Here is a 24,150-nt window from a genome sequence, read left to right as displayed (position 1 = left end):
CAGAGGATGGACGCATGACGAAGGACTGGAAACGCCGCACGCAACTGGTGCACGAGGGCAGCCGCCGCAGCCAGTATGGCGAGATGGCCGAGGCGATCTTTCTGACGCAGGGCTTCGTCTATGACAGCGCCGAGGCCGCCGAGGCGCGGTTTCTGAAGGCGGGCGATGACGAGTTCATCTATGCCCGCTACGGCAACCCCACCACCCGGATGTTCGAGGAGCGCATCGCCGCGATCGAGGGCACCGAGGACGCCTTTGCCACCGCCTCGGGCATGGCGGCGGTCAGCGGCGCGCTGACCTGCTGCCTGAAGGCGGGCGACCGCGTGGTGGCGGCGCGGGCGCTGTTCGGGTCGTGCCTTTACGTGCTGGAGGATGTGCTGGGCCGGTTCGGCGTGCAGGTCGCGTTCGTCGACGGCACCGATCTGGCGCAATGGCAGGCGGCGGTGACGCCCGGCACCAGGGCGGTGTTCTTCGAGTCGGTGTCGAACCCGACGCTGGAGGTGATCGACATCGTGGCCGTGGCGGCCATCGCCCACGCGGCGGGCGCGCTGGTCATCGTGGACAACGTGTTCGCCACGCCGATCTTTTCGCGCGCGGTGGAGCAAGGCGCGGATGTGGTGGTCTATTCGGCCACCAAGCACATCGACGGGCAGGGCCGTGCACTGGGCGGGGTGATCTGCGGCACGCGCGACTTCGTGCGCAAGGTGGCCGAGCCCTACCTGAAACACACCGGCGGCGCGATGAGCCCCTTCACCTCGTGGATCATGCTGAACGGCATGGCGACGCTGGACCTGCGCTGCCGGGCGATGGCCGACGCCGCGCTGAAGATCGCGACAGCCCTTGAAGGCGCGCCGGGACTGCTGCGGGTGATCTACCCCGGCCTTGCCAGCCACCCGCAATCTGCGCTGGCAGAGGCGCAGATGGGGTCGGGCGGCACCGTGCTGTCATTCGAGGTGGCGGGCGGCAAGGAGGCCGCGTTCCGGATGCTGAACGCGCTGGAGATCATCAGGATCTCCAACAACCTTGGCGATGCCAAGTCGATTGCCACACATCCCGCCACCACGACGCACCAGCGCCTGCCCGACGCGCAGAAGGTTGCGCTGGGCATCACCCCGGGGCTGGTGCGGCTTTCGGTGGGGCTGGAGGATGCCGATGACCTGATCGACGATCTGAAAGCGGCGCTGGCGGTGATCTGAACCCGGTCAAGGTGCGTATCTGTCGGGCATGGGTTGGAAATGGCGGCGCGAATGCCACATGATACCCATGCCATGACCGAGACGAAGGGGCACGCGATGAACATCCACACACCCGAAATCGACCGCAAACCCAGCCGGGCCGAGGCCGAAGCCGCGCTGGCCCTGCTGCGGCAGTGGGCGGGCAAGTCGCCGGATGCCGAGATCGACGCGCTCGACCCCGATGCGCGGGTGCTGGTGGGGCAATATCCGGAACTCAGCCGCGCCTATCCGTCCGATTTCCGGGCAGACGACGGCTACAAGGCCACGCTGCCCGATCTGCAGAACGGCCCCGCCAGCCTGATCGTGGGTGCGCGCGCGCTGATCCAGCATGTCGGGATTTCCAACTTCCGCCTGCCGATCCGCTATCACACGCGCGGCAACGGCGATCTGATGCTGGAAACCAGCGTGACGGGCACCGTCAGCCTCGATGCCGAAAAGAAGGGCATCAACATGAGCCGCATCATGCGGTCGTTCTATGCCCATGCCGACCGGCGCTTCAGCTTCGAGGTGATCGAGGCGGCGCTGGAGGATTACAAGCGCGACCTCGACAGCTTCGACGCGCGCATCCAGATGCGGCTGTCGTTTCCGGTGCAGGTGGCGTCGCTGCGCTCGGGGCTGACCGGCTGGCAGTATTACGACATCGCGCTAGAACTGGTGGACAGGGCCGGGGTGCGCAAGAAAATCATGCATCTGGACTATGTCTACAGCTCCACCTGCCCGTGTTCGCTTGAACTTTCCGAACATGCGCGCCGGGAAAGGGGCCAGCTGGCCACGCCGCATTCGCAACGCTCGGTCGCGCGGATTTCCGTGGAAGTGGCCGATGGCCCCTGCCTGTGGTTCGAGGATCTGATCGACCTTGCCCGCCGCGGCGTGCCGACCGAAACTCAGGTGATGGTCAAGCGCGAGGATGAACAGGCCTTTGCCGAACTGAACGCCGCCAACCCGATCTTCGTCGAGGATGCGGCGCGCAGCTTCTGCGCCAGCCTTGAGGGCGATCCGCGGATCGGGGATTTCCGCATCGTGGCCAGCCATCAGGAAAGCCTGCACAGCCATGATGCCGTCAGCCTTCTGACGCGCGGGCCGACCTTCGCGGCGGAAAGCCTGGACCCGCGGCTGTTCGCCTCGCTGATCCACCACGGCTAGGGCCGATGACTTCGGGGGCGGCACGGCGGCTTGACAGCCCTGTGGCCCCGAGTCATGCCTCGGCCCATGGTTGATCTGCGCCCCGTCTTCTATGTCATTGGCAGGATACTGGTTGTCTTCGCCATTATGATGCTGGCGCCTGCCATCATCGACTATCGGCTTGGCCTGCCCAACGGCGCGGCCTTTCTGGAAAGCTCGTTCATCACCGGCACCACCGGGGCGGCGCTGGCGCTGGCGAACCGCAACGCGCTGGGGGGCGGGCTGTCGAGCAGGCAGGCCTATCTGCTGACGGTCGGCATCTGGGCGTTCGTGCCCTTGTTCGGGGCATTGCCCTTCATCATCGGCGAACCCGGCCTGCGCTTCACCGACGCCTATTTTGAGGCGGTGTCGGGCATCACCACCACAGGGGCCACGGTGATCATCGGGCTTGACACCCTGCCGCCGGGGATGAACCTGTGGCGCGGGATGCTGAACTGGACCGGCGGGCTGGGCATCGCCTTCATCGCTATGATCTTCCTGCCGATCATGCGGGTCGGCGGGATGCAGTTCTTCCGCACCGAAGGCTTCGACACGCTGGGCAAGCTGCTGCCACGGGCCACGGACATCGCGATTTCGCTGCTGGGGATCTATGCCGCCCTGACGGTGATCTGCATCCTGACCTATGCCGCGATCGGCATGACGCCGCTGGATGCCGTCGTGAACGGCATGGCCTCCATTGCCACGGGGGGCTTTTCGCCCTCCGACAAGTCTTTTGCCAAATACCCCGGCGCGGCCGAATATGCCGGGGCGCTGTTCATGGTGCTGGGCGCCCTGCCCTTCATCCGCTATGTGCAGCTGGTTTCGGGCAGCAGCCGACCGCTGCTGCGCGACCCGCAGATACGGGCCTTCGTGCGCTGGTTGCTGATGGCGACGGTGCTGGTCGCGGCGTGGCGGGCGCTGACCTCCAACATGGGGTTCGAGCCCGCGTTCCGCGAAACGCTGTTCAACCTGACCTCGATCCTTACGGGCACCGGGTTCGCTTCCGGCACCTTCGCAGCCTGGGGCGGCTTTTCGCTGGTGGTGGCCTTCGTGATCGGGTTCATCGGCGGCTGTTCGGGGTCAAGTTCGGCCGGCCTCAGCGTGTTCCGCGTGCAGATCGTGCTGGCGGCGATTGCCAGCCAGATCCGCCAGATCCACGCGCCGAACCGGATCACCGCGGTGAAATACGCCGGGCGGACGGTCGAGCAGGACGTGATGAACGCCCTGATCCTGTATGTCACCGGCTTCATCGTGACGATCGGCGTCTTTGCGGTGGCAATGACGCTGATGAAGGTCGATACGGTGTCGGCGCTGTTCGCGGCCTGGACCTCGGTCGGCAACATCGGCTACGGCATCGGGCCGCTGGTGGCGCCGACCGGCACCTTCATCGACTTTCCCACCCCGGCGAAATGGGTGATGATCCTGGCGATGCTGATGGGGCGGCTGGGGTTGCTGGCGATCTTCGTGCTGGTGTTGCCGCAGTTCTGGCGGCGCTGAGACACGCCGCAGGCCATGGCCGCACCCGAAGGCACGGCCACGCGCCGTCAGTTCCAGCAGGATACCAGCGCCGTCATGCCGGTCGCAAGGCGACCGAGGTCTTCGGGCGCCAGCGCCCCCTGCCGGGTGGAAACCGGCACCATGATGCCCGCCCCGGCCAGTTTCGCGGCAAGGCCGGTGCCGCTGACGGCAAAGGCCACCTCGGCCGGCAACTGCCTCGTGCCGCCGTCGGCGCGCGGCAGCAACATGCCCAGCACGCCGCCCGCCGCGTCGATCACCGGCCCGCCGGCGTCGCCCGGCAGCGCCTCCAGCGTCAGGCGGACCAGACCGGATTCGCCGTTCAGGCCCTTGTCATCCTCCAGCGTGCCGAAGGTCAGGGTCGGTGACGGCAGCAGATCCTCGTAGGAATAGCCCGACACCGCCACCTCGGCGCCCAGCCGCAGCGCCCCGGTCTGCACCTGCGCCACCGCGGCCGGGGCCAGCGCCACGCGCGGGCGCAAGAGCGCGATGCCCAGTGCCGGGTCGGAAAGCACCAGATCCGCCTCCTGATCGCGGTCGATGGTGATGCGGGCGCAGCCGGTCGTGGCCTCGGTCGTGGTCAGCACCGCGCCCGAGGTATCGACGTAGAAGCCGCTGCGCGACCGCAGCGGGCGGCGCACCTCCAGCCCCGACAGCAGGCCCTTGCGCTGTTCGGCCGCCATCGGCACCAGACCGGGGTCCAGCGCCCGTTCGCCCACCGGGCGGAAGCTCGCCTGCATCGCCGCCAGCACCCGCGCCATGCGTTCGCCGTCGGCCGGGTTCCAGACCAGCATGTAGCCCTTGACCAGCCCTTGCGACAGTTCGGCGTAGGTGTGGCTTTCCAGCGTGGCGCTGCGCCCGGAAATGGTGAACGATCGTTCGCCGCGTTCGCGCGGACCATCCAGCGGCACCGCCTCCAGCGTCTGCAGGATGTCGTAAAGCCCGTAAAGCGTGCCCTGGTCGCCCGGCTGGCTGATCAGGATCACCCGCACCCCCGACCCGCCCTTTTCGGCGAAATGCACGAAGGGCGGCTCGTAATGGTCAAAGGCAACCAGCGCCAGCGGCAGGGTGATCTCGATCCCGGCCTCTGGTTCGGTGACGGTGGCAAGGCCAAGCTCGGCCTGCGCCTGCCCGTAGGCATCCAGCAGGAGCGCGCGCTGCGCCGTGGTCAGGATTCCGGTCGGGGGCAGCGCATTGGCCTCCTGCCAGGCGGCCATCGCGTTGCGGGTGCCCGGCCCGAAGGCGCCGTCGATTGCCGAGCGGTAATGCCCGAACCATTGCAGGGCTGTCTGCAACGCCAGCCGGTCGTCGCGGTTCAGCGCCGCTTCGACACGGCGCGCCTCGGCGGGGGTTTCCTCGGGCAGGGTGGCGGGCTCGGATTCGGGTTCGGGGGCGGCCAGCACTTCGGGCGCCGGGGGCGGCTGCATCAGCGGGTCGGCCACGGACTCGGCCACCGGGTCGGGCAGCGGTTGGGCCGCCACCTCGGGCGGCAGCGCGCCCTGGCCCACCGGCCAGAACTGCGACCGGAAATTGCGGCCATCGGCCAGAAAGCTGTCGCCCGGGATCAGCCGTTCGTTGCGCAGCGCACCCAGACGCGCCGCCGCCATGTCGGCCGCATAGGGCCCCAGCACGATCGCATACCAGCCCGAGGTCAGCTGAAACCCCGCCACGTCGGGAAACACGCCGGTATAGGCGCGCGCGCGTTCTTCGGCCTGCCGCAGGGTCGGCTGAGCCTCGATCTGCACCCAGACCTGATCCTGTGCCCGCGCCGCCGCCCCGAACACCAGCGCCACCGACAGGCACAGAAGAAAAACCGCGTGTCTCATTGTCAGATTGATCCCGTCACTTGCCTGTCACACCCAGATGTCGTGCGAAATTAACAGAGCAGGCGGCAGATGCACGTCGATTCTGCCCGCAGGCCGGGCCACCCCGCATTGACCCTTCCGCCCCCGTTGCCTATGGAGAAGGCGGTTTTCACGAGGTTCCGCATGACCGCCCAAACCGACACCCCGCGCAGCTTTCAGGAGATCATCCTGCGGTTGATGACGTATTGGGGCAGGCAGGGCTGCGCCGTGCTGCAACCCTATGACATGGAGGTGGGGGCCGGCACCTTCCACCCCGCAACCACGCTGCGCGCGCTGGGGGCCAAGCCCTGGGCGGCAGCCTATGTGCAGCCCTCGCGCCGCCCGACCGACGGGCGCTATGGCGAGAACCCGAACCGCCTGCAGCACTATTACCAGTATCAGGTGCTGATCAAACCGTCGCCGCCCGACCTGCAGGAGCTCTATCTGGGCAGCCTTGCCGCCATCGGCATCGACGCCGCCCTGCACGACATCCGCTTTGTCGAGGATGACTGGGAAAGCCCGACGCTGGGCGCCTGGGGCCTTGGCTGGGAAATCTGGTGCGACGGGATGGAGGTCAGCCAGTTCACCTACTTCCAGCAGGTCGGCGGGCACGACTGCCGCCCCGTGGCGGGCGAGCTGACCTACGGGCTGGAGCGGCTGGCGATGTATGTGCTGGGGGTCGATCACGTGATGGACATGCCCTTCAACGACCCGCAAAGCCCGATCCCGCTGACCTATGGCGACGTGTTCCGCCAGACCGAACAGGAATACTCGCGCTGGAACTTCGATCAGGCCGATACCGCGATGCTTCTGCGCCATTTCGAGGATGCCGAGGCGGAATGCGACCGCATCCTGTCGGCCGAACCGCACGACAAGGCCGGGCGGCTGATCGTCATGGCGCATCCCGCCTATGACCAGTGCATCAAGGCCAGCCACCTGTTCAACCTGCTCGACGCGCGCGGCGTGATCTCGGTCACCGAACGGCAGGCCTATATCGGCCGGGTGCGGGCCCTGGCCAAACGCTGCGCCGATGCGTTCGTCACCACCGAAGCGGGGATGGCCGCGTGAATGGCAAGCTGGTCGGAGGCTTCATCGTGCTGAGCGCGCTTGCCGCAGGGGTCGTGCTTTACTGGACGCAGGTCTATGCGTTCTATCAGCCGGTGGCCTTCACCCCCGGCGCCGAAATCCGGCTGACCCCGATCATCGGCGCGGTGCCCGAGGTGATCGTGGCCGATGACGTGACCGGCATCGACGCCAGCTCGTCGCCGCTGCGCTTTCGCGCCTGCTTCACCACGCCCCTGTCGCAGGCGATGCTGACCGAGACCTACCGCGTGTATGATGCCGCCACCCCGCTGATTGCCCCCGGCTGGTTCGACTGCTTCGACGCGGCGCGCATCGGCGCGGCGCTGGAAACCGGCGAGGCCATCGCCTTCCTGTCGGAACCCGACATTGTCCCCGGCATCGACCGTGTCGTGGCGGTGTTTCCCGATGGCCGGGCCTTCGCCTGGCACCAGATGAACCAGAGCGAGACCGAGTGATCCCATGCCCGACCTGCTGATCGAACTGTTCTCCGAGGAAATCCCGGCACGGATGCAGGCCCGCGCCCGCGACGACCTGAAGAAGCTGGTGACCGACGGTCTGGTCGAGGCGGGCCTCACCTATGCCTCGGCCGGTGCCTTCTCGACCCCGCGCCGTCTGGTGCTGACCGTTCAGGGCTTGACCGCCGCCAGCCCGGCGCTGCGGGAAGAACGCAAGGGGCCAAACGCCACCGCGCCGGAGGCGGCTTTGCAGGGCTTTTTGCGCTCCACCGGCCTTTCGCGCGAGCAGCTTGAACTGCGCGATGACAAGAAGGGCCAGGTCTGGTTCGCGGTGATCGAAAAGCCGGGCAGGCCGGCGGCCGAGATCGTGGCCGAGGTGCTGGAAGCGACGATCCGCGCCTTTCCCTGGCCGAAGTCGATGCGCTGGGGCAGCGGGTCTTTGCGCTGGGTGCGCCCGCTGCATTCGATCCTGTGCCTTCTGACCGACGACCATGGGCCCGAGGTCGTGCCGGTGACGGTCGATCACCTGACGGCGGGCAACAGCACCGCAGGCCACCGCTTCCTCGCGCCCGCGCGCTTCCCGGTCTCAAACTTCGACGACTACGCGGCGAAGCTGAAACGCGCCTTCGTGATGCTTGATGCCGCCGAACGCGAAGCGCAGATCTGGCACGATGCCACCACCCAGGCCTTCGCGCAGGGGCTGGAGGTGGTGCCGGATGCCGCCCTCTTGGCCGAGGTGGCGGGGCTGGTGGAATGGCCGGTGGTGCTGCTGGGGGCGATTGACGCGGGTTTCCTCGACCTGCCGCCCGAGGTGCTGCAAACCTCGATGCGGACCCACCAGAAGTTCTTTTCGGTGAAGAACCCCCGTACCGGGCGCATCGAAGGCTTCGTCACCGTCGCCAACACCGTCACCGCCGACGATGGCGCGACGATCCTTGCGGGCAACCAGAAGGTGCTGTCGGCCCGCCTGTCGGACGCGAAGTTCTTCTGGGAGAATGACTTGCGCACCGTCCACGCGGTCGGGATGGAAGGTATGGCCAGGGGGCTGGCCTCGGTTACCTTCCACAACAAGCTGGGGTCACAGGCCGACCGCGTGCTGCGGATCGAGGCTTTGGCGCGCGAGATCGCGCCTTTGGTCGGCGCCGCCCCCGACCTCGCCGCCGAAGCCGCCCGGATCTGCAAGGCCGACCTGCAATCGGCCATGGTCGGCGAATTCCCCGAGTTGCAGGGCCTGATGGGCCGCTACTACGCCACCGCCGCCGGCCACGACTCCGGCGTGCCCGAGGCCTGCGAGATGCACTGGAAACCGCTCGGCGCCTCCGACGACGTGCCCACCGACCCTGTAAGCGTCGCCGTGGCACTGGCCGACAAGATCGACACGCTGACGGGGTTCTGGGCGATAGATGAGAAACCCACGGGGTCTAAAGACCCCTATGCGCTGCGGCGGGCGGCGTTGGGGGTGATACGGTTGGTGCTGGGGAATGGGGTGCGGGTGAACCTGACTGATACAACAGTTCCCGCGTTTAGGCGCGTCACAGGTGACAGCTTGCTAAATTTTCGAACCGAACCCGCATTCCTCTCCGGGCTGTCGCGCATTGGGTCAACACTTCCTTTGCTCCACTCCGCAGAAGATTGGAAATCGACCGATGTGCTTGATTACCTTGCGAGGTCAATCGGCTCTGATGAACTGACACTCGACGAGCGTAGAGCTGCCGCAGAGACTATTGCGGCAAGAGTTTTGGCGGGAAATGTGGAAGAGAGGCAAAGCCTCCTCGCATTCTCCCACGACCGCCTCAAAGTCTACCTGCGCGATCAGGGCATCCGTCACGACGTGATCGACGCCTGCCTCGCCATGCCCGGCAATGACGACCTCACCCTGCTGGTCAAGCGCGCGGAAAGCCTCGCGGCTTTCCTCAAGACCGACGATGGCCCCAACCTGCTGCAAGGCTTCAAGCGGGCCAACAAGCTGCTGACTGACGAACAAACCAAGGACGGCGTCGAATACTCCTTCGGCGCCGACCCGAAGTTCGCCGAGACCGACGAGGAACGCGCCCTGTTCGCCGCGCTCGACGCCGCCGAGGCCGCCATCCTGCCCGCAATGAAGGCCGAGGATTTCGTCGCCGCCATGGCCGCCATGGCCGCCCTGCGCGCGCCGATCGACGCCTTCTTCACCGCCGTGCAGGTCAATGCCGACAGCCCGATCATCCGGCGCAACCGGCTGAACCTGCTGCACCGCATCCGCACCATCTGCCAGGGTGTCGCGGACCTGACGAAGATCGAAGGCTGACCGCGGTTTCTTCTTGGTAAAAATACCCATCCGGCGGCAGGGCCGGGCACGTTGCCCCGGCCCTGCGAAAAAGCCAGCCCGTCAGACCGCCGCCTGCACCGCCGCCACGATGCCCTCAACCACATCGGCCAGCAGCACCTCGTCCTCGCATTCGGCCATCACCCGCACCAGCGGCTCGGTGCCCGACTTGCGGATCAGAAGCCGCCCCGACCCGTTCAGCCGAACCTCGGCCGCCGCAATCACCGCCTGCACCGAAGCGGCGGCCAGCGGCTGCGACCCGGCACCATAGCGCACGTTCTTCAGCATCTGCGGCACCACCTCGAAACTGCGCACCAGTGACGAGGCGGGCAGGTCGGTGCGCGCCATTTCCGAAAGAAACTGCAACCCGGCAATCAGCCCGTCGCCGGTGGTGGCATAGTCGGTCATCACGATATGGCCCGACTGCTCGCCGCCAAGGTTGAAGCCGCCGCGCCGCATCGCCTCGACCACGTAGCGGTCCCCGACCGGCGTGCGCAGCAGCGCGATGCCCTGCGCGGTCAGAAACCGCTCCAGCCCCAGATTGGACATGACGGTGGCGACCAGCGTGTTGCCGCGCAGCCGCCCCTCGGCGGCCCAGCGGGCGGCCAGCAGCGCCATGATCTGGTCGCCATCGGCCACCCGGCCGCGTTCGTCCAGGATCATCACCCGGTCGGCGTCGCCGTCCAGACAGATGCCGACATCGGCGCCGTGCGACACCACGGTTTCGGCCGCCGTGTCGGTGTGGGTCGAGCCGCAGCGGTGGTTGATGTTGGTGCCGTTGGGCGACACGCCGACCGGAATGACCTCGGCGCCCAGTTCCCACAGCACCTCGGGGGCGGCGCGATAGGCGGCGCCGTTGGCACAGTCGATCACCACCTTCAGCCCGTCGAGCCGCAGGCCCGCCGGGAAGGTGGTCTTGGCATATTCCTGATAGCGGCCGCGGCCATCCTCGATCCGCCGGGCGCGGCCGATGTCGTCAGCGGTGGCGGGCGCGACCTCGCCCGCCAGAATCGCCTCGATCTCGGTCTCCGCCTCGTCGGACAGCTTGAAGCCGTCGGGGCCGAAGAACTTGATGCCGTTGTCCTGATGCGGGTTGTGGCTGGCGGAAATCATCACGCCCACATCGGCGCGCATCGACCGGGTCAGGAAGCCCACCGCCGGGGTCGGCACGGGCCCCAGCAGCAGCACGTTCATGCCGGTCGAGGTGAAACCGGCGGTCAGCGCGTTTTCCAGCATGTAGCCCGACAGCCGCGTGTCCTTGCCGATCACCACCCGGTGCGCGCCGCCGCCGTCGCGGCGAAAGAAGCGCCCCGCCGCCGCACCCAGCCGCAGCGCCATCTCGGCGGTCATCGGATAGGTGTTGGCCCGGCCGCGCACGCCATCGGTGCCGAAAAGCTTTCTGGTCATCTGTCGTCTCCCAGCGTTGCGGCCTGCCAGAGGGCAAGCGCCTGCCTTGTGTCTTGAACATCGTGAATCCGCAGGATCTGCGCACCCTGCGCGACGCAGGCCAGCGCCACCGCGATGGAACCGGGCATCCGCCGGTCGGCCTGATCCGCCCCGCCGATGGTGCCGATGAACCGCTTGCGCGAGGCGCCCACCAGCAGCGGCAGGCCCAGTCCGTGAAACAGCGACAGCCCGCGGATCAGGGCGAGGTTGTGCGCCGCCGTCTTGCCGAAGCCTATGCCCGGGTCGATAACCATCGCGTCCCGCGCGATGCCCGACGCCTCGGCCCGCGCCACGAGGGCGGCCAGCGCGTCATAGACATCCAGCAGCACGTCGTCGTAGCGCGGGTCGTGCTGCATGGTGGCGGGGGTGCCCTGCGCGTGCATCAGGCAGATCGGCACGCCGCTGCGGGCGGCGAGCGGCGCCATGGCGGCGTCATATTGCAGGGCCGAGACATCGTTGACCATGTCGGCCCCGGCAGCCAGCGCCGCCTCGGCCACCGCCGCCTTGCGGGTGTCGACCGAGATCGGCAGGCCAAGCCCGCCGTCGCGCAGGGCAGCGATCACCGGGGCGGTGCGGGCAATCTCGTCGGGCACGGCCACGTCGGCGGCGCCGGGGCGGGTGCTTTCGCCGCCGATGTCGAGCAGGTCGGCGGCACCGGCCATCGCACGCCCCTGCGCCAGCGCGGCGGCGGCGTCCAGAAAGCGGCCGCCATCGGAAAAGCTGTCGGGGGTGACGTTCAGGATGCCCATCAGGCGCGGGCGGTCCAGCGGCAGGCCGCAAAGCGCGGGGCGCGGCGCGGACAGGCGCTGGCGCACCTCGGCGGGCAGGTCGGCGGCGGCGATCAGGGCGGACGGCTGGCCACGCTCCAGCACCTCGACCCGGTCGAACCAGCACCAGCCACCGGCAAGGGGCACCGCCCCCGGCGGACGGGCGGCATCGAGCATCGGGATCGGGCGGTGGTAGATCATGCCGCCTCGTTAGGCCGGGCCATGGGGGTTTGGCAAGGGCCGGGCCTCAGGCGCGCTCGACCGGCACGCGGCTTCCCGCCGGCAGTGTTACAGAACCGTGAACCACCAGCCGCGTCGCCGCCAGAAGTTCGGCCAGCCAGAGTGCCAGCTCCACCGGCTCGCGCGAATGCGGGCCATCGACGGCATCGAGCACCAGTTTTGATGGCGCCCAGACGATCAGCTTGCCGTTGCGCATGGCCCAGTCGATTTCGGTCCGGGTGGCGACCACCACGCAGCGCGGGTCGCGGGCGGCCAGAACCCAGGCGTTCTGCTCGATCGCCAGCAGGTCGATGCGGCGCTGCGTCGGGCGGTGGCCGGTTTCGGGGCGGGGCAGGTCGGGCAGGCCCACGGTCAGCACCACCGGCAGCCCGTGCCCCAGCAGCGCGTCGATCTGTTGCGCCAGATCGGGGGCCGCAATCGCGGCGTTGTCGAGATGCGCCACCAGCGGGTGCAGCACCTGTTCGGCGCCGTCGGCCCCCAGCGCGCGCAGCGGCACCTCGGCGCGCGACCGCACGATCTCGACCCCCAGCGCGCCCGGCCCGCGGTCGAGCTTCTCGATCCGCACGAAGACCCGCATCGCCTGCGGTTCGGCCAGCACCCGTTCGGCCACCCGTTCGGCAAGCGTTTCCAGCAGGTTCAGCCGTTCGGCCGCGAGTTCGGCGGCAATCGCCTCGGTGATGCGGTCATAGGACAGGATGCGGTCGACATCGTCGAGCAGCGGCGCGGGGTGGGGGCGGACCTCGAGCACCACGTTGAAGCGCACGCGCTGGCGGGTGCCGCGTTCCTGCTGGAAGGCGCCGATCTCGACCTCGACCACATGGTCGCGCAGCGAGATGCGGTCGCGCGGGTCGGCCGTGGCCGAGGCCGAGGCCCGTTCTTCGGGGTGGGCGAAGGCAAGAGAGATGTCGCTGGTCATCACGGTCTCCGGCGCGCGGCAGGGGTGCGCGTGCAGATTACCCCGGCACGCGGCCCTGCCATGCCCAAAGACGGCAGGCTGCGCAAGCCCCGCGACGTCAGGAGCAAATCGTGGCCCGCGACGTCAGGAGCAAGCCTTTGCCCGCGACGCAGGGCGCGTGCCGACGCGATGTCAGGAGCCGGAGGGCTGGCGGTAGAACAGGTGCGCGCCGATGGCGGCGGTGCGCGGGAAGCTCCGTGCCCAGCGCGGACGTACGGCCGTGGTGTGGAAATGGGTGGCCCCCATGGTCAGCGCCCGCGGCGCGCCGTCCAGCATCAGCCGCGCGATCTTGCCCGCCTCGACATAGGCCGCCATTTCGCGGATGCGGTCGGAATAGCTGTCGCAGGTGAACGAGAACTGGCAACCGCCGCCGCCGCCCTGATGCACCACGCCGCAGATCGTGCGCGGGTAGGCGGGGCTGTCGGCGCGGTTCAGGATCACCTCTGCCACCGCGAACTGGCCCTTGACGGATTCGCCACGCGCCTCGAAATACAGGGCCTTGGCCAGGCATTGCCACTGGTCGTCACCCTTGGCGACCGGCTGCTGTGCCAGGAAACCCTCGTCATAGCGGATCAGCGTCGGGCCGGGCTGATTGCCGGCCGGAACACGCTTCTTCACCGGGGCCGCGACCCCATCTGCCAAGGCCGCCAGGCGCTGCGGCGCCACCTGTCCCAGGACGGTTCGTTCCACCCCGAGCAGAGACGACAGCCGCCCCCCGAGCGAGGCTGAAGGGTCGTTGGACTGGCTCACCGTCACATCGGCGAAGGCCGCTCCGCTCAGGATCAGCAGCGCAGAAAGGCTGCCTGTCCAGGTCTGTCGCAAGCGCATTGTCTCGTGTTCCCGGTATGGTTCATCGCCGTCTGCGGGGGTCATGAAGGACGTTTTCCGCAGGCAACGAGCGGAGGCACTAGCCGAATAAAGTTCACGAGTCCATCATATGTTGCAAAACTGCAACAGGTGAGCTTTGCATTTTGCGCGGTTTCCCGCCGATCCGGGCGGGTGGCACCGATGGGAAAATCCGGCAAGTATCTGTAATTTCTAAATTATTTCTGATTCGAGATCCAGCAGCGCCAGATGGGCCGCCGCAAGCCTTGCCAGCGGAACGCGGTAGGGGGAACAGGACACATAGTCGAATCCGGCCTTGCGGCAGAAGGCAATCGATTCGGGATTTCCGCCATGTTCGCCGCAGATCGACAGCGTCAGGTCGGGGCGAGTCGCACGCCCGCGCGCGGCCCCGATCAGCAGCAGTTCGCCCACGCCATCCACGTCGAGAATGTGGAACGGGTCTTCGGGAAACACGCCCTGCTGCACATAGGTGTTCATGAACCGCCCGGCATCGTCGCGCGACAGCCCGTAGGTCATCTGCGTGAGATCGTTGGTCCCGAACGACAGGAAATCGGCGTGCTGGGTGATCTCGCCCGCCCGGAGCGCGGCGCGCGGGGTTTCCACCATGACCCCCAGCTTGTAGTCGAACGCCACCTTGGCCCGGTTGCGCACCATGGTCGCCACCGCATCGACGCGGGCGCGCACCAGTTCGACCTCGCGCCGCGCCGAGACCAGCGGGATCATGATCTCGGGCACCACCGATCCGCCGCGCCGGGCAATCTCGATCGTGGCCTCGAAGATCGCCTGTGCCTGCATGTCGTAGATCTCGGGCAGCACGATGCCCAGCCGCACGCCGCGCATCCCCAGCATCGGGTTGAACTCGGCCAGCGCCTCGGCGCGGCGGGTCACCTCGGACAGCGGGCGGTCCAGCGCCTCGGCCAGTTCGCGCAGTCCCTCGCGGCTGTGGGGCAGGAATTCATGCAAAGGCGGGTCGAAAAGCCGGATGCAGACCGGCAATCCCTGCATGATATCGAACAATTGCACGAAATCGGCGCGCTGCATCGGCAGCAGGCGGGCCAGCGCCGCCGCCCGGTCCTTCGAAGTGTCGGCGAAGATCATCTCGCGCATCACTACCAGCCGGTCCTCGTCGAAGAACATGTGTTCGGTGCGGCATAGACCGATGCCCTGCGCCTCGAACTGGCGGGCGGTCAGGGCGTCGGCGGGGGTGTCGGCATTGGCGCGGATGCCGATGTCGCGCACCGCATCGGCCCAGGACAGCAGGCGGCGGAAGGCATCGTCGAGCGCGGGCGGAAGCATGTCGGCGGCCCCCGCCAGCGCCTGCCCGGCGGTGCCGTCGACGGTGATCATGTCGCCCTCGCGGAATACCCGGCCGTCGCCCGCGCGCAGGGTCTTGTCGCGCATGTCCAGCCGCAGGTCCGAGGCGCCGACGATGCAGGGCAGGCCCAGGCCGCGCCCGATCACCGCCGCATGGCTGGTCATGCCGCCGCGTTCGGTCAGCACGGCCGCAGCAGAATGCATCCCGCGGATGTCTTCGGGCGCGGTTTCGCGGCGCACCAGGACGCAGGGCTCGCCCCGCGCCGCCGACGCCTGCGCCGCCGCCGAGGAAAACACGATTCTCCCGGTGGCAGCGCCGGGGCTGGCGGCGATGCCCTGCGCGAACACGTCGCGCGGGCCGCGCGGATCGACCTGCGGGTGCAGCAGTTCCGACAGCGCCCGCGGTTCGACCCGCAGCACCGCGTCATCGCGGCTGATGATGCCATCCTCGGCCAGCGACACCGCGATGCGCAGCCCGGCGCGCGACGAGCGCGTGACCTTGACCGCATCCAGCACCGACAGGCGGCCGTCCTCGATGGTGAACTCTATCTGCATTTCCTCGCGCAGACGCAGGCGGCAGGCATTGCCGTGGCGCAGCAGGTCGGCAAAGACCTCTGGCGCGAGTTCCTCCAGCGAGGGGCCGCGCGGGTCGCGGGTCAGGAAGATCGCCTCGGTGCGGCGCAGCGCGTCGCGGCCCTGGCTCTGGCCGAGGTAGCGCCCGGTGACCTGGCGCTGGCCGGTCACCGGATCGACGAACTGGATCACGCCCGACCCGGATATGCCCTGGCCGATGCCCTGGGCCATCTGCTGCACCACCAGCCCCAGCGGCGCTTCGGCCGGGGCGCCCTTGGCCTGGCGCAGCAGGCGGGCCGAGGTGCCCTCCCAAGCGCGGGCCATCGACCGCAGCACGTCGGAAAGCTGCCGCGCCGGGTCTTCGGGAAAGGGCTCGTCCATCTCGGCGGCGAAGGTGCGCAGCGCGTCGTGCAGCGCCTCTGACGAGGGGTGCATCCCCTCGAACATGTCGGGGTCAAGCCGCGCGACATGGATCGCATAGCCCTGCACGAAGCGCAGATACAGCGCATCGGCGGCGGCCTGACCGTGGGTCTCGGCCAGCCTTGCGTGCCGGGCGGCGTTGAAGCCGATGTTGAGGATGGTCGCGGGCCCGCCCCAGTCGGGGTTCTCCGGGCTGGGGCGCACCGACACCAGCGGATCGGCCCCGAAATGGTTCAGGATGGCGCGGCAATCGACCGGATGGCCCGCCGCGATCGCGCGCACGGTTGCCGCCGGAAGCGCAACCGTCAGCGGCACAGGCAGGTCGAGCCGCACCAGCCGCTGCAGGCATTTTGCCCGCCAGCCGTGGGTTTGCGCCGTCATCGCTGCGGTCAGGTTGATGGTGGTGAAATCGGTCAGAAGGTCAAGTTTCTGCACTGCGGCGCCTTTCGGGTTCGCGGGCAGGATACGCTTATCCCCGGGTCGCGCAAGCACCGGCAGGCGCCCGGAACGGCAGCGCGCGCGGTCCGGCCTCGGCCCCTCTCAGGGACAGGCGGTCGGCAGGATGTCGCCACGGCCGGTCGGGAAGGCGATGCCGCGGCCCGCGACGGGCAGCCGGGCCTGTCGGATGGTGTCGGCCATCCAGTTGGTGCCGCAGCGTGCTGGCGGTCGATGTCGGGTCAGAGTCACGCTGGTCAGCGAGGACCGAGACGGGAAGTTCAGCCTGCTGCATCTGGGGTCGGACGTGCCGGCGGCGCTGCTGCTGTTCGCCCTCGCGCAGTCGTGGCGGCAGGTGCCGGAACACCGCGCCGACGTGCAGAAGCGCCAAGGGCCAAGGGGCGCGGGGCACCCGAAGGTGCCCCGGACCATGCCTGCGTCAGTTGCGCGAACGATCGACCATCTTGCCCTTGGAGATCCACGGCATCATGGCGCGCAGCTTTTCTCCGACCTGTTCGATCTGGTGTTCGTCGTTGATCCGGCGGGTCGCCTTGAAGAACGGCTGGCCCACGGCGTTTTCCTGCATGAAGTCGCGGACGAACTTGCCGGTCTGGATGTCGGTCAGCACGGCTTTCATCCGCGCCTTGGTTTCGGCATAGGGCAGGATGCGCGGGCCGCTGACGTATTCGCCGTATTCGGCGGTGTTGCTGATCGAGTAGTTCATGTTGGCGATGCCGCCTTCATAGATCAGGTCGACGATCAGCTTCACCTCGTGCAGGCATTCGAAATAGGCCATCTCCGGCTCGTAACCCGCCTCGACCAGCGTCTCGAACCCCATGCGGATCAGTTCGACCAGACCGCCGCAGAGCACGGCCTGTTCGCCGAACAGGTCGGTTTCGCATTCCTGGCGGAAGTTGGTCTCGATGATCCCGGAACGGCCACCGCCGATGGCCGAGCAATAGGACAGGCCGATTTCCATCGCGCGGCCCGTGGCGTCCTTGTCAACGGCCACAAGGCAGGGCACGCCGCCGCCCTTGACATATTCGCCGCGCACGGTGTGGCCGGGGCCCTTGGGGGCCATCATGATGACATCGACGCCGGCCTTCGGCTCGATCAGGCCGAAGTGGATGTTCAACCCGTGCGCAAAAGCGATGGCGGCACCTTCGCGGATGTTGTCATGGACGTATTTCTTGTAGGTTTCGGCCTGAAGTTCGTCGGGCATGGTGAACATGATCAGATCGGCCCAGGCGGCGGCCTCGGCGATGCCCATCACCTTCAGGCCCTCGCCTTCGGCTTTTTTGGCCGAGGCCGAGCCCTCGCGCAGCGCGACGACAAGGTTCTTGGCGCCGGAATCGCGCAGGTTCAGCGCGTGGGCGTGGCCCTGGCTGCCATAGCCGAGGATGGCAACCTTCTTGTCCTTGATCAGGTTGATGTCGCAGTCACGGTCATAATACACGCGCATCGGGCGGTCCTCTGGTTGGGTGTTTTCTGGGCGCAGAATAGACGGGGCGCCGTGATGATGGATGCATAGTTTGATGTTTTCGGGTGTATGTGCGAATAATCATGCGCCGATTGCTGAAACCGTGGAAAAATCATGCTCGACGATACCGACCGCCGCCTGCTGCGGCACATGCTGGCCGACCCGATGCTGACCACCGCCGAGGTGGCGGAACGCGCAGGCGTCACCAGTGCCACCGCCTGGCGGCGGCTGGAGAGGCTGACGGCGCAGGGGGTGATCGGCGCGCGGCAGGCGGTGATCGACTGGCGCAAGCTGGGCTACGAGGTCGAGGTCTCCTTGCGCTTCACGCTCGACAAGACCGACCCGCGCGCCTTCGACGAGTTCCTCGCCGCCGCCCGCGAAGTGCCCGAGGTGACGCAGATCGAGACTTTCCTGGGCCGGGTCGACGTGCGTCTGACGGTGATCGCCCGCGACATGAAGCAGTATCAGGAGGTCTACCGCCGCCGCATCCTGACCCTGCCGCACATCGCCGACATCGAGGCGCTGATGCTGATCGCCAGCATCAAGGACGGCGAGGGGTTGCCGCTGTGATCGACCTGGACGACACCGACCGTGCGCTGCTGCGCGCACTGGCGCAGGACGGCACGCTGTCGGCCGGGGCACTGGGCCGCCGCTTCGGGCTGAGCCAGCCCGCCACCTGGCGCCGGGTGCGGCGGCTGGAGGAGGCCGGGGTGCTGGCCGGGCGGCGGCTGGTGGTGGACCGGGCGGCACTGGGTTTCGGCGTGACGGTGTTTCTGGGGGTCAAACTGGCGACCAAGGGGCGGGTCAGCCTCGAGGATTTCGAACGCGCGGTGTCGGCAATCCCGGAGGTGCAGGTGGTGCAGCATGTGCTGGGACTGTTCGACTATCGCCTGCGGGTGGTGGCCCGCGACATCGCGGATTTCGAGCGCGTGCTGCGGCGGAGGATCATGACGCTGCCGGGCGTGGGGCAGGTGGAGGCCAATGTGCTGCTGACGGAAGAGCGGCGGCCCGGGCCGCTGGGGTAGAGGGGGCGCGGGCAGAGTGACCGGGGGGCTGAGGGGGGCTGTCTGCCCCCCGCCCTGCGGGCCCCCCCGAGGATATTTGGGCCAAGATGAAAGCCGGGCAGGTTTCTTCTGGTTTTCGGGGCGGTGTGGGGGGTATTCAGGGGGAGTTCTGACAGGAGATACCCATGCCCGGCTTGCGCCCCGATATCGACCCCGATGGCTTGCAGGAATTTTCGGTGGTGTTCACCGACCGCTCGCTGAACCACATGTCCGCGAAGTTCCAGGGGGTGATGCGTGACATTTCGGAGATGCTGCGCGAGGTTTACGGTGCCGCCGCGGTGGCGCTGGTGCCGGGCGGCGGGTCTTACGCCATGGAAGCGGTGGCGCGGCAGTTCGGTGCCGGGCGGCAGGTTCTGATCGTGCGCAACGGCTGGTTTTCCAATCGCTGGAGCCAGATCTTCGAGGCGGGGGGCTTTGTTGCCGGGACCACGGTGGTGATGGCGCGGGCTTCGGGCAACGGGGCGCAAGCCGCCTTTGCCCCGCCGCCGATCGACGAGGTGGTGGCGAAGATTCTGGAGGTGCGCCCGGATGTGGTGTTCGCCCCGCATGTCGAAACCTCGGCCGGGCTGATCCTGCCCGACGACTATATTGCGGCGATGGCGGCGGCGGCGCACGAGGTGGGGGCGCTGCTGGTGCTGGATTGCATCGCGTCGGGCTGTGTCTGGGTCGACATGCAGGCGACGGGGGTGGATGTGCTGATCTCGGCGCCGCAGAAGGGCTGGTCGGCGTCGCCTTCCGCCGGGATGGTGATGCTGTCGGCGCGGGCCGAGGCGCGGCTGGCGGAAACGGCGTCGGACAGTTTCGCGCTGGACCTGAAGAAGTGGCGCAGCATCATGGCGGCCTACGAGGCGGGGGGGCACGCCTATCACGCGACGATGCCGACCGATGCGCTGCTGGGTTTGCGCGATGCGATGGCCGAGACCCGCGCGCTGGGCCTTGCCGAGATGAAGGCGGCGCAGTGGGCGCTGGGGCGCGCGGTGCGGGCGATGCTGGCGGAAAAGGGTGTCGTTTCTGTCGCGGCGGAAGGGTTCGGCGCGCCGGGGGTGGTGGTGTCGTTCACCGATGACCCCGAGGTGCAGAACGGCAAGAAGTTCCTGGCCGAGGGCCTGCAGATCGCGGCGGGCGTGCCGTTGCAGGTGGGCGAGGGGGCGGCGTTCCGCACCTTCCGGCTGGGCCTGTTCGGGCTGGACAAGCTGGTTGACGTGCCGGGCACCGTGGCGCGGTTGCAGGCGGCGGTGGACCGGGTGCTGTAATGGTGCGGCGCGCCCTGTTCCTCGCGGCGGGGCGCGCTAGATGAACAACGAACATCGGAGACGCTCATGACCCTTCTGATCCTGTACCTTGCCACCGCCGTGATCTTCCTTGCGCTGGACGCGGTGATGCTGACGCTGTTCATGAAGCCGCTGTTCACCAGCCACCTTGGGGACGCGATGCTGGAAAGCCCGCGCATGGCGGCGGCGGCGCTGTTCTATCTGGCCTATGTGGCGGGGCTGATCTGGCTGATCTCGCTGCCCGCACTGCGGGCGGGCCTGCCCATTCAGGCGTTGATCGGCGGGGCGGTGCTGGGGGCGATGGCCTACGGCACTTACGAGTTCACCAGCTATGCGATCATGAAGGACTGGCATCCGACCATGGTGGCGGCGGATGTGACCTGGGGTGCCGTGCTGACCGGGTTTTCCGCCTGGGCTGGCGTGATGGTCACCCGCGCGCTGACAACCTGAGCTGCCTTTTTCGGGTGCGGTGCCGTGCGGGGCGGTGTAGCCTTGCGCGGCCCGAACATCTGTTAGCGGAGTCGTCCCATGATCCTATACGGCATTTCCACCTGCGACACCTGCAAGAAGGCGCTGAAGGCGCTTCAGGCGGCGGGGCGCGACGTGACCTTCCGCGACATCCGGGCCCAGCCGCTGAGTGCCGCCGAGATCGAGGAACTGGTCGGGGAATTCGGTGACCGGATCATCAACAAGTCATCGACCACCTGGCGCGGCCTCAGCGACTGGCTGAAGGCTTCCGAGGCGGACGAGCAGTTGAAGCAGCAGCCGACCCTGATGAAGCGGCCGGTGATCCGGGATGGCGACAAGCTGCTGCTGGGGTGGGACGAGGCGGTTCAGGCTGCCCTTCTGCCCTGACCGACGGCCCGCCCGGGCGGGCCGCCATTGGCCTTGGCCGCGACCTCAGAGAATGCGAAGGTCGCCGGCCGACTGCTTGCCGTCGCGGCCCGACTGAAGTTCGTAGCCGATCTTCTGATTGTCGTTCAGCGCCCTGAGGCCTGCCCGCTCTACCGCCGAAATATGCACGAAAACGTCCTTGCCGCCGTCATCGGGCGCAATGAAGCCATAGCCCTTGGTGCTGTTGAACCATTTCACGGTGCCCGTCGGCATGCCGCATCTCCTTACATCCGTCCTTCCCGGGGCGACATGCCGCGGGCGTGCACCCAGTTTTTCCAATCATTCCGGCTGCCTGGGGACAGGAGGCGGTCAGAAAGCCTGTTGTCACGGTGAAAATCATGCCAAAACGGCGATAAAAATCAAGCGCGATATGGCAAGGCCGCATCCGGCCCCCCATGTTGCGCCTATCGGAGGCAGCATGCGCAACGCGGCACTTGTTCTGGGGATCATCGGCGGAGTCTGGGCGATGATCGTGGGCTTTTTCGGCTATGGCTACACCGAATTCATCGACCGGCATGGCGAGATCGGCCAGCTTGCGCATCAGGTCGACAACGTGGCCCTCGTGCGGTTCTCGGCCTTCATGGCACCGATTCTGGCAATTGCGGGCGGGGCGATGGCGCGGTCGCGCAACATGATCGCGGGCGGGTTGCTGCTGGCCTCGGCCGGGGCGCTGTGGCTGGGCTTCGGCTTTGGCGTCTTCACCATGTTCCCGATCGCGATGTGCGCGCTGGGCGGGGTGCTGGCACTGTCGGCACGCGAACCCGACGCGTATTGAGGCGTGCCAGGCGCCGGGGTCCGGCGCCTGGCTTGCAAGGCTCAGCGCAGGTCGGGTGCCAGCGCCTCCAGCCGCAGCGATTCGACAATCTGCGCCAGGGTCTGCGTGCTGGTCTGGTTTTCGCCCAGACGGCGGACCGAAACCGTGCGGTCCTCGACCTCTTTCATTCCGATGGCAAGGATCACCGGCACCTTGCCGACCGAATGTTCGCGCACCTTGTAGTTGATCTTCTCGTTGCGCACGTCGGCCTCGGCCCGCACCCCCACGGCGCGCAGGGACGCCACGATCTCGTTCACGAAGGGGTCGGCATCCGACACGATCGAGGCCACCACCACCTGACGCGGCGCCAGCCAGAAGGGCAGCTTGCCCGCATAGTTCTCGATCAGGATGCCGATGAACCGCTCGAAAGAGCCCAGAATGGCGCGGTGCAGCATGTAGGGGCGGTGCTTGGCGCCATCGTCCCCGATGTATTCCGCCCCCAGCCGCGACGGCAGGTTGGGGTCGACCTGGAAGGTGCCGCACTGCCATTGCCGCCCGATGGCGTCGGTCAGCTTGAAATCCAGCTTCGGGCCGTAGAAGGCACCCTCGCCGGGGTCGATCACGTAGTCGCGGCCGACCTTCCTGATCGCGTTTTCGAGCGCGGTTTCGACCGCGTCCCAGTCTTCGTCGGAGCCGATGCGGACCTCGGGGCGGGTAGACAGCTTGATGTCGAAGCTCTCGAACCCGAGGTCGTGGTAGACCGAAGACAACAGCCCGATGAAGCTGGCACATTCCGCCTCGATCTGCTCGGCGGTGCAGAAGATGTGCGCATCGTCTTGTGTGAAGCCGCGCACCCGCATCAGCCCGTGCATCGAGCCCGAGGATTCGTAGCGGTGGCATGACCCGAACTCGGCCAGCCGCAGCGGCAGGTCGCGATAGGATTTCAGGCCCTGATTATAGACCTGCACATGGCAGGGGCAGTTCATCGGCTTCAGCGCGTTGATACGCTTTTCCTTGGCGCCTTCTTCGTCGACCTCGACGATGAACATGTTCTCGCGGTAGGCCTCCCAGTGGCCCGAACGTTCCCAGAGCACGCGGTCCACCACCTGCGGCGTGCGGATTTCCTTGTAGCCCGCGGCGATCTGGCGGCGGCGCATGTAGTCTTCCAGCGTGCGGTAGATCAGCCAGCCGTTGGGGTGCCAGAACACCATGCCCGGCGCCTCTTCCTGCAGGTGGAACAGGTCCATCTCGCGGCCAAGGCGTCGGTGGTCGCGCTTGGCGGCCTCCTCCAGCATGGTCAGGTGGGCTTTCAAGTCGTCCCGGTTGCGGAAGGCCACGCCGTAGATGCGTTGCAGCATCGGGCGGCTGCTGTCGCCGCGCCAGTAGGCCCCGGCCACCGACATCAGCTTGAAGGCGTCGGCGGGCAGTTGGCCGGTGTGCTGGAAATGCGGGCCGCGGCACAGGTCTTGCCAATGCCCGTGCCAGTACATGCGGATCTTCTGGTCTTCGGCAATCGCCTGCACCAGTTCGACCTTGTAGGTCTCGCCCCGCGCCTCGTAGAAGGCGATGGCGTCGGCCCGGTCCCACACCTCGGTCTTGACCGGGTCGCGCAGGTTGACGATCTGCTTCATCCGGGCCTCGATGGCACCCAGATCTTCGGGCGTGAAGGGCTCCGCCCGGTCGAAATCGTAATACCAGCCGTCCTTGATCACCGGGCCGATGGTCACCTTGACCTCTGGCCAAAGCTCCTGCACCGCGCGCGCCATGACATGCGCGAAATCGTGGCGGATCAGTTCCAGCGCCGGGCCGTCGTCGGCCATGGTGTTGATGGCGATGGTCGCATCCGTCAGGATCGGCCATTGCAGATCGTGGTGCGCGCCATCGACCTGCGCCGAAATGGCCTTCTTCCCGAGGCTGGTCGAGATGCCCGCCGCCACTTCGGCGGGGGTCACGCCCGCCGCATAGTCGCGTCGGTTGCCATCGGGAAAGGTGAGGGAAATCTGGGCCATGTCTGGCGATCCTCGTCGGTTTGGCGTCTACGAAACGCCCGGTTGCGGGTTATGTCGGGCAGTCTGATGCGCCGCTGCCACCGC

General features: G+C 67.5%; 22 protein-coding genes. 12 read left to right on the top strand and 10 right to left on the bottom strand.

Going from position 1 to position 24,150, the window contains the following annotated elements; translation table 11 throughout:
- Nucleotides 1–14 precede the first annotated feature (14 nt).
- From metZ to RNZ50_16810, 3 genes are all read left to right on the top strand, one after another.
- Entirely contained in the window at nt 15–1,196 is a 1,182-nt protein-coding gene (gene metZ, locus RNZ50_16820) for an O-succinylhomoserine sulfhydrylase (protein ID MDT8856656.1), read from the top strand.
- Nucleotides 1,197–1,292: 96 nt separating this feature from the next.
- The gene (gene folE2, locus RNZ50_16815; protein MDT8856655.1) at nt 1,293–2,378 is read left to right on the top strand and encodes a GTP cyclohydrolase FolE2; all 1,086 of its coding nucleotides are present in this window, start codon (nt 1,293–1,295) and stop codon (nt 2,376–2,378) included.
- Nucleotides 2,379–2,444: 66 nt separating this feature from the next.
- Nucleotides 2,445–3,893 carry a TrkH family potassium uptake protein gene (locus RNZ50_16810; GenBank protein ID MDT8856654.1) on the top strand — a complete coding sequence of 483 codons (1,449 nt, stop codon included), beginning with the start codon at nt 2,445–2,447 and terminating at the stop codon, nt 3,891–3,893.
- 47 nt (nt 3,894–3,940) lie between these two features.
- On the opposite strand, the gene RNZ50_16805 is transcribed toward RNZ50_16810, so the two are convergent.
- Complete coding sequence (locus RNZ50_16805; protein ID MDT8856653.1) at nt 3,941–5,737, bottom strand: peptidoglycan-binding protein; 1,797 nt, start codon at nt 5,735–5,737, stop codon at nt 3,941–3,943.
- A gap of 162 nt (nt 5,738–5,899) precedes the next feature.
- Between RNZ50_16805 and RNZ50_16800 the strand changes: the two genes are divergently transcribed.
- Genes RNZ50_16800 through glyS form a run of 3 tightly spaced genes read left to right on the top strand, consistent with a single transcriptional unit; the run spans nt 5,900 to nt 9,580 of the window.
- Complete coding sequence (locus tag RNZ50_16800; GenBank protein MDT8856652.1) at nt 5,900–6,823, top strand: glycine--tRNA ligase subunit alpha; 924 nt, start codon at nt 5,900–5,902, stop codon at nt 6,821–6,823.
- A complete protein-coding gene (locus tag RNZ50_16795; protein MDT8856651.1) occupies nt 6,820–7,293 on the top strand; it encodes a DUF6446 family protein in 474 nt (157 codons plus the stop codon). The genes RNZ50_16800 and RNZ50_16795 overlap by 4 nt, the downstream gene beginning before the upstream one ends.
- Before the next feature lie 4 nt (nt 7,294–7,297).
- Nucleotides 7,298–9,580, top strand: coding sequence for a glycine--tRNA ligase subunit beta (gene glyS, locus RNZ50_16790; GenBank protein MDT8856650.1), 2,283 nt, complete (start codon nt 7,298–7,300; stop codon nt 9,578–9,580).
- Between the two features lie 81 nt (nt 9,581–9,661).
- On the opposite strand, the gene glmM is transcribed toward glyS, so the two are convergent.
- The 7 genes from glmM to ilvC all read right to left on the bottom strand — a co-directional run bounded on the left by glmM (nt 9,662) and on the right by ilvC (nt 18,056).
- Nucleotides 9,662–11,005 carry a phosphoglucosamine mutase gene (gene glmM / locus RNZ50_16785; GenBank protein MDT8856649.1) on the bottom strand — a complete coding sequence of 448 codons (1,344 nt, stop codon included), beginning with the start codon at nt 11,003–11,005 and terminating at the stop codon, nt 9,662–9,664.
- The gene (gene folP, locus RNZ50_16780) at nt 11,002–12,012 is read right to left on the bottom strand and encodes a dihydropteroate synthase (GenBank protein MDT8856648.1); all 1,011 of its coding nucleotides are present in this window, start codon (nt 12,010–12,012) and stop codon (nt 11,002–11,004) included. The genes glmM and folP overlap by 4 nt, the downstream gene beginning before the upstream one ends.
- A gap of 46 nt (nt 12,013–12,058) precedes the next feature.
- A complete protein-coding gene (locus tag RNZ50_16775) occupies nt 12,059–12,967 on the bottom strand; it encodes a dihydroneopterin aldolase (GenBank protein MDT8856647.1) in 909 nt (302 codons plus the stop codon).
- 171 nt (nt 12,968–13,138) lie between these two features.
- Nucleotides 13,139–13,834, bottom strand: coding sequence for a cell wall hydrolase (locus RNZ50_16770; GenBank protein ID MDT8856646.1), 696 nt, complete (start codon nt 13,832–13,834; stop codon nt 13,139–13,141).
- A gap of 210 nt (nt 13,835–14,044) precedes the next feature.
- A complete protein-coding gene (locus RNZ50_16765; GenBank protein MDT8856645.1) occupies nt 14,045–16,594 on the bottom strand; it encodes a putative PEP-binding protein in 2,550 nt (849 codons plus the stop codon).
- Nucleotides 16,595–16,699: 105 nt separating this feature from the next.
- Nucleotides 16,700–16,846 (bottom strand): hypothetical protein, encoded by a 147-nt coding sequence (locus RNZ50_16760; GenBank protein ID MDT8856644.1) that lies wholly within the window; start codon nt 16,844–16,846, stop codon nt 16,700–16,702.
- Nucleotides 16,847–17,033: 187 nt separating this feature from the next.
- A complete protein-coding gene (ilvC, locus tag RNZ50_16755) occupies nt 17,034–18,056 on the bottom strand; it encodes a ketol-acid reductoisomerase (protein MDT8856643.1) in 1,023 nt (340 codons plus the stop codon).
- A 132-nt stretch (nt 18,057–18,188) separates the two neighbouring features.
- Here ilvC and RNZ50_16750 point away from each other — a divergent pair, with 132 nt between their 5' ends.
- From RNZ50_16750 to RNZ50_16730, 5 genes are all read left to right on the top strand, one after another.
- Nucleotides 18,189–18,644: an Lrp/AsnC family transcriptional regulator gene (locus RNZ50_16750; GenBank protein MDT8856642.1), complete on the top strand. Its 456-nt coding sequence runs from the start codon at nt 18,189–18,191 to the stop codon at nt 18,642–18,644.
- A complete protein-coding gene (locus tag RNZ50_16745) occupies nt 18,641–19,099 on the top strand; it encodes an Lrp/AsnC family transcriptional regulator (GenBank protein ID MDT8856641.1) in 459 nt (152 codons plus the stop codon). Before RNZ50_16750 ends, RNZ50_16745 begins: the two co-directional genes overlap by 4 nt.
- Before the next feature lie 164 nt (nt 19,100–19,263).
- On the top strand, nt 19,264–20,391 hold the full coding sequence (locus RNZ50_16740) for an aminotransferase class V-fold PLP-dependent enzyme (protein ID MDT8856640.1): 1,128 nt from the start codon (nt 19,264–19,266) through the stop codon (nt 20,389–20,391).
- A 66-nt stretch (nt 20,392–20,457) separates the two neighbouring features.
- Nucleotides 20,458–20,859 (top strand): DUF2177 family protein, encoded by a 402-nt coding sequence (locus RNZ50_16735; GenBank protein ID MDT8856639.1) that lies wholly within the window; start codon nt 20,458–20,460, stop codon nt 20,857–20,859.
- A 78-nt stretch (nt 20,860–20,937) separates the two neighbouring features.
- Nucleotides 20,938–21,264 (top strand): ArsC/Spx/MgsR family protein, encoded by a 327-nt coding sequence (locus RNZ50_16730; GenBank protein MDT8856638.1) that lies wholly within the window; start codon nt 20,938–20,940, stop codon nt 21,262–21,264.
- 45 nt (nt 21,265–21,309) lie between these two features.
- Here RNZ50_16730 and RNZ50_16725 read toward each other — a convergent pair whose 3' ends face one another.
- The gene (locus RNZ50_16725; protein MDT8856637.1) at nt 21,310–21,516 is read right to left on the bottom strand and encodes a cold-shock protein; all 207 of its coding nucleotides are present in this window, start codon (nt 21,514–21,516) and stop codon (nt 21,310–21,312) included.
- A gap of 205 nt (nt 21,517–21,721) precedes the next feature.
- Here RNZ50_16725 and RNZ50_16720 point away from each other — a divergent pair, with 205 nt between their 5' ends.
- Nucleotides 21,722–22,078, top strand: coding sequence for a hypothetical protein (locus tag RNZ50_16720; protein ID MDT8856636.1), 357 nt, complete (start codon nt 21,722–21,724; stop codon nt 22,076–22,078).
- A 41-nt stretch (nt 22,079–22,119) separates the two neighbouring features.
- Here the strand turns inward: RNZ50_16720 and thrS are convergent, their stop codons facing one another.
- Complete coding sequence (gene thrS, locus RNZ50_16715; protein ID MDT8856635.1) at nt 22,120–24,066, bottom strand: threonine--tRNA ligase; 1,947 nt, start codon at nt 24,064–24,066, stop codon at nt 22,120–22,122.
- Nucleotides 24,067–24,150 lie beyond the last annotated feature (84 nt).

It is taken from the genome of Paracoccaceae bacterium Fryx2 (assembly GCA_032334235.1).
Taxonomy (GTDB): Bacteria; Pseudomonadota; Alphaproteobacteria; order Rhodobacterales; family Rhodobacteraceae; genus JAVSGI01.
This window is presented reverse-complemented; position numbering and strand designations above follow the sequence as displayed.

Excerpts from the sequence above, each read along its gene's own strand:
- metZ (MDT8856656.1), top strand. The coding sequence starts at position 15 with ATGACGAAGGACTGGAAACGCCGCACGCAACTGGTGCACGAGGGCAGC.
- folE2 (MDT8856655.1), top strand. The coding sequence starts at position 1,293 with ATGAACATCCACACACCCGAAATCGACCGCAAACCCAGCCGGGCCGAG.
- RNZ50_16810 (MDT8856654.1), top strand. The coding sequence starts at position 2,445 with ATGGTTGATCTGCGCCCCGTCTTCTATGTCATTGGCAGGATACTGGTT.
- RNZ50_16805 (MDT8856653.1), bottom strand. The coding sequence starts at position 5,737 with ATGAGACACGCGGTTTTTCTTCTGTGCCTGTCGGTGGCGCTGGTGTTC.
- RNZ50_16800 (MDT8856652.1), top strand. The coding sequence starts at position 5,900 with ATGACCGCCCAAACCGACACCCCGCGCAGCTTTCAGGAGATCATCCTG.
- glyS (MDT8856650.1), top strand. The coding sequence starts at position 7,298 with ATGCCCGACCTGCTGATCGAACTGTTCTCCGAGGAAATCCCGGCACGG.
- glmM (MDT8856649.1), bottom strand. The coding sequence starts at position 11,005 with ATGACCAGAAAGCTTTTCGGCACCGATGGCGTGCGCGGCCGGGCCAAC.
- folP (MDT8856648.1), bottom strand. The coding sequence starts at position 12,012 with ATGATCTACCACCGCCCGATCCCGATGCTCGATGCCGCCCGTCCGCCG.
- RNZ50_16775 (MDT8856647.1), bottom strand. The coding sequence starts at position 12,967 with ATGACCAGCGACATCTCTCTTGCCTTCGCCCACCCCGAAGAACGGGCC.
- RNZ50_16770 (MDT8856646.1), bottom strand. The coding sequence starts at position 13,834 with ATGCGCTTGCGACAGACCTGGACAGGCAGCCTTTCTGCGCTGCTGATC.
- ilvC (MDT8856643.1), bottom strand. The coding sequence starts at position 18,056 with ATGCGCGTGTATTATGACCGTGACTGCGACATCAACCTGATCAAGGAC.
- RNZ50_16750 (MDT8856642.1), top strand. The coding sequence starts at position 18,189 with ATGCTCGACGATACCGACCGCCGCCTGCTGCGGCACATGCTGGCCGAC.
- RNZ50_16740 (MDT8856640.1), top strand. The coding sequence starts at position 19,264 with ATGCCCGGCTTGCGCCCCGATATCGACCCCGATGGCTTGCAGGAATTT.
- RNZ50_16735 (MDT8856639.1), top strand. The coding sequence starts at position 20,458 with ATGACCCTTCTGATCCTGTACCTTGCCACCGCCGTGATCTTCCTTGCG.
- RNZ50_16730 (MDT8856638.1), top strand. The coding sequence starts at position 20,938 with ATGATCCTATACGGCATTTCCACCTGCGACACCTGCAAGAAGGCGCTG.
- RNZ50_16725 (MDT8856637.1), bottom strand. The coding sequence starts at position 21,516 with ATGCCGACGGGCACCGTGAAATGGTTCAACAGCACCAAGGGCTATGGC.
- RNZ50_16720 (MDT8856636.1), top strand. The coding sequence starts at position 21,722 with ATGCGCAACGCGGCACTTGTTCTGGGGATCATCGGCGGAGTCTGGGCG.
- thrS (MDT8856635.1), bottom strand. The coding sequence starts at position 24,066 with ATGGCCCAGATTTCCCTCACCTTTCCCGATGGCAACCGACGCGACTAT.